The following is a 12,296-nucleotide window of genomic DNA, read 5'->3' on the forward strand; positions in this document are numbered from 1 at the left end:
CTGCTGCGGCAGCATTAGATTGAGCGCCATTGAGGGGGGTACAGGCGTCTTGCTCTTGATGGAACCAATTCTGCACATAGCTGTTAACCTCGGGAAAATGCGTCACTTGAAGACCAGCCCGCAAAACTGGGCTACAGGGACACGAATGAACCCTCTCGTAGGGTGCAAAGTTGACTGACCTTTTGGTATAGTCTGAAGACATGACCAAAACGCACCACGAGTTGAAGCATGGGACTGTCAAAAGACAGCCTCTGCGCTCCAACCGGCGGATCCACACTGGCGGTTGCGTTCGGCCTCTGGCGCAGGGGGGAAATTGAGTTTGCTACAAACCTTTTCGATGGGCAAGAATAAATTGAGGCCCTGCATCAAAAAAAAGTTACAGTGTTTAAGTTTTGATACCATGCACAAAAACTGGTGTTTGTATGTGAAAAATCTCGTAAAGTTCTGCAAATATCTCTGGATGTGCAATTTTTTTTGCAAATTTGACATATTGCCATAACATAATGTTGGCATTGTCCGATATTTTTTTTAGAATCAGACTCAGAGTGGCATAATCTAAGCCCTTTTAAAAAGAATTTGATAACGCATTTCATAAAATGTGGTTATTCCCCCCCTGCGAGGTAAAAGATGAATGTGAGAATGTGGCTTGTTACCCTTTGCTGTGGGTTTGTCGTAGGCATGGCGACCCTCTTTTTCACCAGCACGCACATGTCCACACTTGTTTTTACGGAAGTAACCATTCCCCAGCTTTCGTCTGCATTGCAGTCAAAGTATGAGTACGGCCTCAAAAGTGTTATCGATGTTGCCGCGCAAGATCTTGCCGACAGGCTCAAGGGCGTCACCGACCCCAAGGAACAATACGCGCTGATTGAAAAATACACCGATTATCAGCGTTTCTTTCCCAATGACGAGGGTTATCTGTTTACCTACAAAACAGACGGCACCCGCATAAATGTGCCCACCAACAAGGCGCAGAACGGTAAAAACCTTATCGACCTTAAAGACAGCGATGGCGTCTACATGGTGCGGGAGCTGATCGAAGCTGGCAAAAAGGGCGGCGCATTTGTGGCCTACCGCTTCGACAAACCCGGTGCGGGTATACAGCCCAAACTGGCCTATGCCCGCATGATACCGGGGACAGACGTTGTTATCGGCACCGGCGTGTACATTGATAGCGTTGAGGCCGAGCGCACCCGTGTCGCCAACCTGGTTTCCGAGCGAAACGACCACTACGATCACCTTGAACTGCTCATTTGCGGCGGTATCCTTGTTGTCATTCTTGGCTTTGCATGGCTGATTACCCGCATTATCTGTCTGCCCCTGCGGCAAATCACCGGCGAAGCGGAAAAGGTCGCCCAGGGCCAAGAGGCTGCCCTGCCCACCCTCAAGGCATCCTGTCCGCTCGAAATCCGGCGGCTCAACAGTTCGCTGGGCATGATGATCGAAAATCTGCATGGCCGCATTGAGGAAGCAGCAGACAAAACCCGCCAGGCCGCCGAAGCTCTGGACCACGCCAAGGTGGCGCAGGCCGCTGCCGAAGAAGCCAAGCTGCGCGCGGAATCGGCCCGCAGGGAAGGCATGCTCGCCGCCGCTCATCAGCTTGAATCCATTGCCGAGGCGCTCTCCTCCGCTTCATCTGACCTCTCGCACCAGATCAAACGCTCTGATGAAGGCGCGGAAGAATCTTCCAAGATGCTTTCTGGCGCAGCCACCGCCATGCATGAAATGAACGCCACGGTTCAGGATGTTGCCAGAAACGCAGGCCTGGCATCGGGCGCATCGCTCGAAACCCGCGACAAGGCTCTTGCTGGCGCTAAGATCGTGCAAAACGCCGTGGAAAGCATCACCGAGGTGCAGACCCACTCGCTTTCACTCAAGGAAGACATGACCCGCCTGAACGAGCACGCCCAGGCCATTAACCAGATTATGGGCGTTATTTCAGACATTGCCGACCAGACCAACCTGTTGGCGCTGAATGCGGCCATTGAGGCCGCCCGTGCTGGCGATGCCGGCAGAGGCTTTGCTGTTGTGGCGGACGAAGTGCGCAAGCTGGCGGAAAAGACCATGGTTTCCACAAGCGATGTGGCCAAGGCCATTCAGGCCATTCAGGACAGCACCGCCAAGAGCATGCAGGGCGTTGAAAACGCTGTGGGTTCCATCGGCGTTGCCACGGATCTTGCCGGGCAATCCGGCGAAGCCCTGCAAGGCATTGTGGAGGTTGTGACCGCCACGGCTGATCAGGTGAACGCCATTGCCGCCGCCAGTGAAGAACAGTCGGCAGCAAGTGAAGAAATCAACCGCAGCATTGTTGAGGTCAACGAGGTTTCACAGCTCACGGCTGAAGCTATGAAACAGGCTTCCACTGCCGTTGCCGACCTCACCGAGCAAGCCAAAAAACTCGCCGCTCTTATTCAGGAGATGAAGCAGGGCTAGATTTGCCCCACTCGCATATGAGTTCCCGGTTTGCGCTTGCACGGCGCAGACCGGGAACTTTTGTTTGGCAGGTGGAATGGCACGGGGCGGCAATAAGTTTGATAACGCGCACAATGTCAAACGCTTCTTGCGTTTTTGTCCGCAACACGCCACATTTGCAAAACGTTCGGCAACAGGTGGCCTGTTGCAGTGCGCCTGCGCGAGGCAAGCCCTGCGCAGGCCCGTGACCCTGTGAAGCGTCCCATCGTCCCTTTTCAGGAACATTCATGAAAAACCGCATCCTCATCCTGGTGGTGTTGCTCTTGTGCGCCTGTGCCCGTCCAGTATCCCGACATGAAACCTCCGCCGACACCCTTGCAGCCACTGAGTACGGCGAGGTGCTGGGATTTGCGGCGGCTGACGTCAAAACATGGCTTGGCATTCCTTATGCCGCGCCGCCAGTGGGCGAACTGCGCTTTCGGCGTAACCAGCCGCCTACACCCTGGCAGGGCGTTAAAAAATGCGTGGCCTTTGGCAACAAGCCTATCCAGTACATGAACATGTTCGGGCTTGAGCGTTCGCGGGTTCCCGCCAGCGAAGACTGCCTGTACCTCAACGTCTGGGCGCCGCTGACTGCCGCCAAAGGTGCCAAGCTGCCTGTATTCGTATGGATATACGGCGGCGCGTACCATATGGGCGAAGGCAGCGACCCCATGTATGACGGCGCGTCCTTTGCCAGAGACGGCGTGGTATTTGTCAATTTCAACTACCGCGTCGGTCCCTTGGGCTTTTATGATTTTTCCATGTACGACAAACGGTTTGAATCCAACTGCGGCGTTTCAGACCAGATTGCCGCCCTGCGCTGGGTGCGCGACAACATAGCCGCATTTGGCGGCGACCCGAACAACGTGACCATCGCGGGCGAATCCGCAGGCGGCACAGGCGTGTACAACATGCTGGCATCGCCAGCCGCAAAGGGGCTGTTCCAGAAGGCCATTGCGGAAAGCGGCGTCACAGGAAATACCGAATCCCGCCGCATGGTCGAGATGAACAATGCCATCTTTTTTGAAAAGCTGGGTCTCAATCCGCGCACAGACATGGCCAAATTACTGGATATGCCCGCGCAGGACATGCTTGCGGCGGCCACGTTCACACTCAAGGAAGGCCCGCGCCGCCACCCCGGCATCTTCATGCCTGGGCCGGTCAAGGACGACCTGCTGCCCCTGCACCCCTGGGAAGCCATGGCCCAGGGCAATGCCCGCGACGTTAAGGTCATTCTTGGCACCAACCGCAACGAAGGCACGCTGTTTGCCCTGCTGGGTCTGCTGCCCAAGGACTGGCAACAGGTGGAAAAGATGCTGCGCGATAACGGCGCGGCTGCCAGCATCCCTGCGGTATCGGAGCTGTACGCCAATGAAAAGGGCATGAAAAAACTGACGACCCTCGCGGGCGACCGGGCCTTTGTGGTGGATATGGTCAAAAGCGCCGATGCCCAGAGCGCCTTTAACAACACCTACGTGTACCGCTTTGACTACGCCCCCCTGCTGCCGGAGCTGTTCTTGCTGGGCGCCGCGCATTCAACGGAAATTTCCACCGCGCTTGCCACCAATGACCATCCCTTCTGGCTGCTCACGCCTGCATCGCGCCGCAAGGAGCTTACGCAATCCATGCACGGGGCGTGGCTGAACTTTGCAAGAACGGGCAATCCCAACGGCCCCGGCGTTGCGCCCCTGTGGCCGCAATACGAATCTGGGCGGCGGCTCACCTATATTTTTGACCAGACCAACACCGTGGAATCGAATCCCCACGGCGCTGTCTATGAAGTGTGGAAAGATATTCAACTGTACCAGTAAGTTGCGGATCGACTTCATTGACATGGAGCGCTCGGCTTCTTACCCTCCACACGACAACAACTATTTCACTGCTTTCATCTGCTGAAAGTTCAGGAGGCACACATGACCGAAGCCAATACCCAGACCGGCGCTGATTTTTCGCCGGATGTGGACAATATACCCGAAGATTGCGTTCTTGAGCCGCTTCACGAGCGCCGCTATCTTGTGGGCGGGCGCTTGCTTGAGTGGAATGGCCCCGTCCACACCGTGCATTCGCCCCTTTATGTGAACGGTGAGCAACGCGTCATAGGCTCCTGCCCGGAACTGACCGAGGCGGAATCTCTCGCGGCCGTGGAAGCCGTGACCAAGGCGTGGGACAATGGACGCGGCGCGTGGCCCACCATGCGCGTGGAAGACCGCATTGCCAGCGTAGAGGAATTTGCCCGCCGCATGCTGGCTGTGCGCGATCAGGTGGTGCGCCTGATGGTGTGGGAAATCTGCAAGCCGCTCAACGATTGCCGGGCGGAATTTGACCGCACCATCGACTACATCCGCGCCACTGTGGACGCCCTTAAAGACCTTGACCGCGCTTCCTCGCGCTTTGTGATCGAGAGCGGCATTTACGCCCAGATCCGCCGTGCGCCGCTTGGGCCGGTGCTGTGCATGGGGCCGTTCAACTATCCGCTCAACGAAACCTTCACCACGCTTATTCCGGCCTTGATCATGGGCAACCCGGTCATCGTCAAAACGCCCCGCATCGGCAAACTGCTTTATGCGCCCCTGCTTGAGGCCTTTGCCGAATGCTTCCCCGCCGGGGTGGTGAACATCCTCTTTGGCGACAGACGCGTGGCCATTCCCGCGCTGGAGTCTGGCCGTATCAGCGTGCTGGCCTTTATCGGTTCAAGCCGCGCTGCTGATGCTTTGCGCCGTCACCATCCCTCGCCCCATCGGCTGCGCTGCGTGCTGGGGCTGGACGCAAAAAACGCCGCCATTGTGCTGCCCTGCGCCGATATGGATTTGACCGTGTCCGAGGCCGTGACCGGTGCGCTGAGCTTTAACGGGCAGCGCTGCACGGCCCTGAAGATCTTTTATGTCCACGCCTCGCGCACCGAGGAATTTCTGGCAAAATTCAGCGAGGCCATTGCCGCCCTGCCCATGGGCCTGCCCTGGAAGCCAGGGGTCAAAATCACCCCGCTGCCCGTGCCCGGCAAGATAGACGACCTGCGTGAACTGGTGGACGAAGCTGTTGCCAAAGGAGCGCGCATTGCCAACCCGCGCGGCGGCACCTTTGACCGCACCCTGTATTACCCCACGCTGGTTGCGGGCGTTACCGCAGACATGCGCCTGCACACGGAAGAACAGTTTGCCCCTGTGGTGCCTGTGGTTTCGTACAAAGACGTGTCGGAAGCCGCAGAGGCGGTGATCGCCTCGCCCTTCGGTCAGCAGGCCAGCATCTTCGGCACTGATCCCGATGCCGTGGCCGCGCTCATCGACCCCATGGTCAATCAGGTGTGCCGCGTCAACATAAACAGCCAGTGCCAGCGCGGGCCGGATACCTTCCCCTTCACAGGCCGCAAGGACTCTGCGGAAGGCACGCTCTCTGTCAGCGATGCGCTGCGCGCCTTCTCCATCCGCACACTGGTGGCTGCCAAGGGTTCCGCACCTAACAAGGAACTGATTTCGGACATCGTGCGCAACAGAAAATCCAACTTCCTGTCCACGGATTTTCTGTTCTAGTCGCTGAAATTGCTAGAGAATTAGCAGTTAAAGTAAAACTTGAAAGGCCGCGTAAGCGGCCTTTTTCATTATACAAAAACTGAATTTATTCCATCTACCCCAGCTTCGGCGGGTGGGAGAAGCTGAATGGTCCGCGCTCGGCAAACTCCCCCGGTACGCGGCAGTAGTGGGTATTCACCCGGCCATCAACAAAATGATGCAGCAAAAAAGCCGGGGCTTCATCAGTAAAATCATCCCCGCCGGTGGCGCAGAAATCCGGCACTATATGCATGCACACCGGGGGAGCCGTCAAAGCCGCCACCCCGTGCCACATGGTGAACATATACCTGTGCAGATGCCCGCAGCAGAGCCTCACATTGGGGAATTTCTCCAGTATGCGGCCAAGGCTCTCGGCATTTTCATAGGGCTCGTCCATCACGCCAAGGGCTGTGACAAAGGGCGGATGGTGGGTAAACACCAGCGTGGGCCTTTCGGGCTGGGCTGTCAGCGTTTTTTCCAGCCACGCCGCGACGGGCGCGTCAAAATGACCGGAATGCGAGCCGGGGCGGGTGCCGTCAAAAAACACAAGCCGCAAGGGGAAATCTTCAACAGTATAGCACAGGTAGGGGGCAACCGCCGCATCCGCCGGGCAGTACTGCCCAAGCTCGGCCTCAAGATTTTCACGCTTATCATGGTTGCCGGGTATCACATACACCGGCATGGGCAGCGCAGAGAGCGCCTCTGCCGCAATGGCGTAGCCGCCGGGCTGGCCGTTCACCGAGATATCCCCGCTCAGCACAAGGCAATCGGGCAGTTGCGGCAAGGCTGCGATATGGGCCACGGTTTTTTCCAGCAGCAGCGCACCGTCAGACACGTTGAATGCCAGGCTGCGCCCGGCGCCCACATGCGGATCAGATATGTGTGCTACAAACATGCCAGCACCTCCCTTCGATATTTTCCACTATTTTTAATCACGGCAGCATGTTGCGGTCAAGCCAGCCTTTGTCACAAAACTGTAACACAGCTGCCTGTAATGTAACGAATACGAAAGCTATCGTTCTTGCCACAAAGCGCAATCAGTGGTAATTAAAATCAAATTTCCTCCATGCAGGCAACACTCCCTTGTGTTACGCCTCTGGAGTCTGACCTACCCCGCCCACAAGCGCGCCATCCACGAAAGGAGCTGAACTTGTCCGCAATACGTCTTGAAAACGTATGTAAACAGTGGGGTGCGACCCACGCTGTAAAAAACGTATCCTTTGAGGTCAATGAAGGCTCCCTGCTTGTGCTGCTCGGGCCTTCCGGCTGCGGCAAATCTACCACACTGAGGCTCATTGCCGGGCTTGAGAGCGTTTCCAGCGGGCGCATCTACATTGGCGATCGGGACGTTACCGATCTGCCCCCGGCGGAACGCCATCTGGCCATGGTGTTTCAGTCCTACGCGCTTTTTCCTCACCTCACCGTGCGGGAAAACATCCTCTTTGGCCTCAAGGTGCGCAAAGTGCCGGAGGCCGACCAGATGCGGCGGCTGGACAACGCCGTTGACGTGCTTGGCCTTTCCGGCCTGCTGGAAAGAAAGCCCTCTGCCCTTTCCGGCGGTCAGCAACAGCGCGTGGCCCTTGGCCGTGCGCTTGTGGCCGAAGCGGCGGTGTGCCTCATGGACGAACCGCTTTCAAATCTTGATGCCAAGCTCCGGCTCGAAATGCGCCGTGAAATCCGCGACCTGCAACAGCGCCTGGGCATGACCATGGTCTACGTTACCCACGACCAGACAGAAGCCATGAGCATGGCCGACACCATCATTCTGATGCAGCACGGGCATATCGTGCAGAACGATGCCCCTGTCGCCATGTATTCCCAGCCCGCCACCACCTTTGCGGCCAGCTTTATCGGCACGCCGCCCATGAACCTTCTGAGCGTTGCCATGTGCAAGGGGCAGGCGGTCATCAAGGGCAACGAATGCTGCCCCGTGCCGGGCGCTGTTGCCGCCGAATGCACGCTGGGCATCCGCCCAGAACATATTCAGGTAACGCCTGACGGCCCGTGGGAGGCCGAAGTGCTGAGCATGGAGTATCTTGGTGCGGATTCCGTGCTGGCTTGCAGCCTGGGCCAGCAGCAGGTGGCTGTGCAGATGGCGGGCAACCCCGGTTTTAAACCCGGGCACAAGCTGCGCCTGAACTTTGCCGCCGATGCCCTGCACTTTTTTGAGACGGAATCGGGCAAGCGCATGGGCGCGGCATAGCGCGGCTGCACCTTCACGCCGCATGGCCCGTCAGTTTGGCTGTCTTTTGTCGCTCTACTGTCATAATCATCTAATTTTGATACACATTTGCCCCTTTTCGGTAACATTCAGGCGATAGTACGGATACAGCCCCCAAACCCCTTTGAGGAGAAATCCATGAAACGTATTCGCTCGTTGTTTTTGGCAATTTTCTGCATCTGCCTGTGCGCTGGCAACGCGCTGGCGGCTCAGACCAGCCTGACATTTTACTTTCCCGTATCCGTGGGCGGGCCCATCACCAAGATCGTGGAGGGCATGACCCAGGAGTTCATGAAAGAAAACCCTGACATCAAAATTACGCCTGTGTATTCGGGCAATTACCGCGATACGATCACCAAGGCCCTCACCGCCCAGCGCGGGGGCGAGCCGCCGCATGTGGCTGTGCTGCTTTCTACCGACATGTTCACGCTCATTGATGAAAACGCCATCGTTTCCTACGACGAAATTGTCGGCAAGGACAACATGGCCTTTACCAAGGATTACTTTCCCGGCTTCATGCGCAACAGCCAGACCGAGGGCAAAACCTGGGGCATCCCCTTCCAGCGCTCGACCATCGTGATGTACTGGAACAAGGAGATGTTCAAGGAAGCTGGCCTCGACCCTGAAAAAGGCCCCGCCACCTGGCAGGAACTGGTCGAAATGGGCAAAAAGCTCACCAAGAAGGACGAATCCGGCAAAGTCACCCAGTGGGGCGTTGCCATTCCCAGCACCGGCTATGCCTACTGGATGCTTCAGGCCCTTGCCATTACCAACGGCGTTGAGCTGATGAACGATGCGGGCAACAAGGTCTTCTTCGACAATCCCAAGAACATCGAAGCCCTTCAGTTCCTCACCGATCTGGCATACAAGTATGAAGTGTCGCCCAAGGGCACCATTGACTGGTCCACCACGCCCCGCGATTTTTTTGAGCGCAAAACCGCCATCATGTGGACCACCACCGGCAACCTCACCAACGTGCGCACCAACGCCAAGTTCCCCTTCGGCGTAGGCATGTTGCCCGCCAACGCCCGCCTTGGCTCGCCCACCGGCGGCGGCAACTTCTACATTTTCAAAAATTCCACGCCCGAAGAACGCAAGGCTGCCGTCAAGTTTGTGCAGTGGATGACCACCGCAGAACGCGCCGCCCAGTGGGGTATTGATACCGGCTATGTGGCCGTGCGCCCCGATGCATGGAAGACCGAACGCATGGAAACCTACGTGAAGGGCTTTCCCTATGCCGCCGTGGCCCGCGATCAACTGGCCCACGCCGTGCCGGAACTCTCCACTCATGAAAACCAGCGCGTGACCAAGGCTCTGGACGACGCCATTCAGGCCGCCGTTAACGGCTCCAAAAAGCCTGACGCCGCCCTCAAGGATGCCCAGCGCGAAGCTGACCGCATTCTGCGCCGCTACCAGAAGTAAACAAGCATTGTGCTGCCAGGGGGGATTGCCCCTCTGGCAGCTTTTTCGATTCAATCAGACGCAAGAGAGCAGCCCTATGTTCAAACCGGAAACCATGCGGCAAATCAACGCATGGCTGCTTTTACTCCCCGGCTTTGCCCTGGTGGTGACGTTCACGCACTATCCTGCGGTGAGCACGTTTATCCACAGCTTTTTTATGGATGGCCGGGCGGGAGCGCCTGCCCAGTTCGTAGGGCTTGAGCAGTACCGCTATCTGCTGGATGACGAGGTCTTTCTCAAATCGCTGCGCAACAACATCATCTTTGCCTGCTGCACCATCCCCTGCTCCATGTCGCTGGCCATGCTCATGGCCTTTCTGGTCAATGCGCGGCTCAAGGGACAGGCATTTTTGCGGCTATGCTACTTTGTGCCCACGGTGCTGCCCATGATCGCCGTGGCCAACATCTGGCTGTTTTTTTACACGCCAGATTACGGCCTGCTTGAGCAGTTGCGCTTTTTTCTGGGCGCGACAACAGGCATCAACTGGCTTGGCAGCGAGCAAACCGCCCTGTTCTGCGTGATCAGCGTTGCAGTGTGGAAGGACGCGGGATTTTTTATGATTTTTTACCTCGCGGCCTTGCAGCAAATCCCGCCCAGCCTTGGGGAGGCGGCCATGCTTGAAGGGGCTTCGCGCGCCTACTATTACCGCCGCGTGGTCATTCCCCTGCTCATGCCCACTACGCTTTTTGTGCTTATCAACGCCACCATCAACGCCTTTCGCATGGTGGATCATCTGTTTGTGCTCACGCAGGGCGGCCCCAACAACGCCACCTCATTGCTGCTCTACTACATTTACGAAACAAGCTTCAAATTCTGGGATACAGGCTACGGCGCAACGCTGACCATGGTGCTGCTGGGCTTTCTTGGTTTTGCCGCCTTTGTGCAGTTTGGCATCATTGAAAAAAGGGTGCACTACAGATGAACGAACAGCGCAATATGTACGACAGCCGCGGATTTTCGCGCGTGCTGGACACCACCGCCGCCTGGATGCTTGCCATTCTGTGGGCTTTGCCGCTTTTTTACGCCATCTGGACAGCCTTTCACCCGGCGGAATTTTCCACCCGCTTCAGCCTGACAGCGCCGCTGACTCTTGAAAACTTTGCCAACGCCTGGAAGGCCGCGCCCTTTGCCCGCTATTTCGTCAACACAATCATGCTGGTTACGCTGACCACGGGCATGCAGCTTGTGCTCTGCACTCTGGCGGCCTACGCATTTGCCCGCTACGACTTTAAGGGCAAGGGCATCGCCTTTGCGCTTATTCTCATGCAGCTCATGATCATGCCCGATGTGCTGGTGGTGGAGAACTACTCCACCATGTCCAAGATCGGCGTGCTGGATTCCACCCTTGCCATCAGCCTGCCCTACATGGCTTCGGCCTTTGGTATTTTTTTGCTGCGCCAGACCTTCAAGAGCGTGCCGAAAGAGCTGGAGGAAGCCGCCGCCGTGGAGGGGGCCAACACCCTGCAAGTGCTCTGGCATGTGTACGTGCCGCTGGCCAAGCCCACCTACGCGGCCTATGCGCTGGTTTCCATCAGCACGCACTGGAACAACTTTCTCTGGCCGCTCATTGTGACCAATTCCGTCAATTCCCGCCCGCTGACCGTTGGCTTGCAGATATTCTCGGCTACGGAACAGGGCGTGGACTGGACAATCATTACCGCTGCCACGCTTATGACCTCCGGCCCGCTGCTGGTGGCCTTTTTGCTGTTCCAGAGGCAGTTTGTGCAGTCGTTCATGCGGGCGGGCATCAAGTAGGCCGCACACAGCCAGCACGCGCAAAACATACTACCCAAGCCCCAGCGGTTGCCGACTCGTAGCCGTTGGGGCGTTACGTTTGTAGGTGCTGACCTCCACAAGGGTGTGCCCTTAATGACATCAGGCGAACTGCCTGCCTTAATCAGCAATGGCAGACGTTTCAACGCGGCAACGCGGGCCTTTCGTGATAACGTGTTTGGGACACAGCCGCGAGCCTGCCGCAGAAAACCCCTTGTGGTGTGCGGGCCTTGGAGCATATGCTGAAAAAGACCAAAAGTCTGGCTGCTGTGCGGCCAGGCAGCTCGTTCAAACAGAGTAACCCACTGGAGGGTTCCATGACCTTTTCTGCTAACTCAGTGAAAATTCTTTTGGCTGCCGGGCTGGTGCTGGTTGGTACTGCGGTTGCGGCTCAGGAGAGTGCGGGTACGGGGCAGGAGATGTACAACAAGTTGTGTTCTGGCTGTCATTCGGCCAGCCCTGCGGCAATGAAGGGCAAACCTGTAGATGCATTGGTGGCAGGCATGGAAAGGGTCAAAAACCTGAGCAATGCCACAGGTGCCGCAGCCCGAATGCAACAGACGGTGCAGGGCCTGACCCCCGCGCAGATGAAGGATATTGCGACGTATCTTAACCAAATGAAATAACTGTAATCGCGGCAAAGTATCAGGCTGATATTCATACAGCCCCGGCATTGCGACCGGGGCTGCTCTGTGTAACGGCAAAATTGCGCTTGCAATGTGCTGAATAACAGGGCATATAGCTGCCTGTGCTACGCTGTTTCGGGCAGTTAGCTCAGTTGGTTGAGCACCGCCCTTACAAGGCGGGGGCCACAGGTTCAAGTCCTGTACTGCCCACCAAAT

The 12,296-nt window shown here is 57.1% G+C and carries 9 protein-coding genes and 1 tRNA gene; 9 read left to right on the top strand and 1 reads right to left on the bottom strand.

Annotation, left to right across the window (positions count from 1 at the left end; genetic code table 11):
* Window positions 1-708 precede the first annotated feature (708 nt).
* From VEZ52_RS10145 to VEZ52_RS10155, 3 genes are all read left to right on the top strand, one after another.
* A complete protein-coding gene (locus VEZ52_RS10145) occupies window positions 709-2,433 on the top strand; it encodes a methyl-accepting chemotaxis protein (protein ID WP_324836700.1) in 1,725 nt (574 codons plus the stop codon).
* A gap of 266 nt (window positions 2,434-2,699) precedes the next feature.
* Entirely contained in the window at window positions 2,700-4,265 is a 1,566-nt protein-coding gene (locus VEZ52_RS10150; RefSeq protein WP_324836701.1) for a carboxylesterase/lipase family protein, read from the top strand.
* A 102-nt stretch (window positions 4,266-4,367) separates the two neighbouring features.
* Window positions 4,368-5,981 carry an NADP-dependent glyceraldehyde-3-phosphate dehydrogenase gene (locus VEZ52_RS10155; RefSeq protein WP_324836702.1) on the top strand — a complete coding sequence of 538 codons (1,614 nt, stop codon included), beginning with the start codon at window positions 4,368-4,370 and terminating at the stop codon, window positions 5,979-5,981.
* Window positions 5,982-6,075: 94 nt separating this feature from the next.
* On the opposite strand, the gene VEZ52_RS10160 is transcribed toward VEZ52_RS10155, so the two are convergent.
* Window positions 6,076-6,894, bottom strand: a complete 819-nt coding sequence (locus VEZ52_RS10160; protein ID WP_324836703.1) for a phosphodiesterase — start codon at window positions 6,892-6,894, stop codon at window positions 6,076-6,078.
* A 255-nt stretch (window positions 6,895-7,149) separates the two neighbouring features.
* On the opposite strand from VEZ52_RS10160, the gene VEZ52_RS10165 reads away from it, so the two are divergent.
* The 6 genes from VEZ52_RS10165 to VEZ52_RS10190 all read left to right on the top strand — a co-directional run bounded on the left by VEZ52_RS10165 (window position 7,150) and on the right by VEZ52_RS10190 (window position 12,293).
* Entirely contained in the window at window positions 7,150-8,202 is a 1,053-nt protein-coding gene (locus VEZ52_RS10165; protein WP_324836704.1) for an ABC transporter ATP-binding protein, read from the top strand.
* Window positions 8,203-8,358: 156 nt separating this feature from the next.
* On the top strand, window positions 8,359-9,642 hold the full coding sequence (locus tag VEZ52_RS10170; protein WP_324836705.1) for an ABC transporter substrate-binding protein: 1,284 nt from the start codon (window positions 8,359-8,361) through the stop codon (window positions 9,640-9,642).
* Window positions 9,643-9,718: 76 nt separating this feature from the next.
* Window positions 9,719-10,603: a sugar ABC transporter permease gene (locus VEZ52_RS10175; protein ID WP_324836706.1), complete on the top strand. Its 885-nt coding sequence runs from the start codon at window positions 9,719-9,721 to the stop codon at window positions 10,601-10,603.
* The gene (locus VEZ52_RS10180; protein WP_192111709.1) at window positions 10,600-11,436 is read left to right on the top strand and encodes a carbohydrate ABC transporter permease; all 837 of its coding nucleotides are present in this window, start codon (window positions 10,600-10,602) and stop codon (window positions 11,434-11,436) included. The genes VEZ52_RS10175 and VEZ52_RS10180 overlap by 4 nt, the downstream gene beginning before the upstream one ends.
* A gap of 257 nt (window positions 11,437-11,693) precedes the next feature.
* Window positions 11,694-12,080, top strand: coding sequence for a cytochrome c (locus VEZ52_RS10185; protein WP_324836707.1), 387 nt, complete (start codon window positions 11,694-11,696; stop codon window positions 12,078-12,080).
* A 137-nt stretch (window positions 12,081-12,217) separates the two neighbouring features.
* Window positions 12,218-12,293, top strand: a tRNA-Val gene (locus VEZ52_RS10190).
* Window positions 12,294-12,296: the final 3 nt, after the last annotated feature.

The sequence above is a fragment of the Desulfovibrio sp. genome, from assembly GCF_035644575.1.
Lineage (GTDB): Bacteria > Desulfobacterota > Desulfovibrionia > Desulfovibrionales > Desulfovibrionaceae > Desulfovibrio.

Bases quoted from the DNA above. Each gene is read 5' to 3' on its own strand.
- VEZ52_RS10145 (WP_324836700.1), top strand. From the start codon at position 709: ATGTCCACACTTGTTTTTACGGAAGTAACCATTCCCCAGCTTTCGTCT.
- VEZ52_RS10150 (WP_324836701.1), top strand. From the start codon at position 2,700: ATGAAAAACCGCATCCTCATCCTGGTGGTGTTGCTCTTGTGCGCCTGT.
- VEZ52_RS10155 (WP_324836702.1), top strand. From the start codon at position 4,368: ATGACCGAAGCCAATACCCAGACCGGCGCTGATTTTTCGCCGGATGTG.
- VEZ52_RS10160 (WP_324836703.1), bottom strand. From the start codon at position 6,894: ATGTTTGTAGCACACATATCTGATCCGCATGTGGGCGCCGGGCGCAGC.
- VEZ52_RS10170 (WP_324836705.1), top strand. From the start codon at position 8,359: ATGAAACGTATTCGCTCGTTGTTTTTGGCAATTTTCTGCATCTGCCTG.
- VEZ52_RS10175 (WP_324836706.1), top strand. From the start codon at position 9,719: ATGTTCAAACCGGAAACCATGCGGCAAATCAACGCATGGCTGCTTTTA.
- VEZ52_RS10180 (WP_192111709.1), top strand. From the start codon at position 10,600: ATGAACGAACAGCGCAATATGTACGACAGCCGCGGATTTTCGCGCGTG.
- VEZ52_RS10185 (WP_324836707.1), top strand. From the start codon at position 11,694: ATGCTGAAAAAGACCAAAAGTCTGGCTGCTGTGCGGCCAGGCAGCTCG.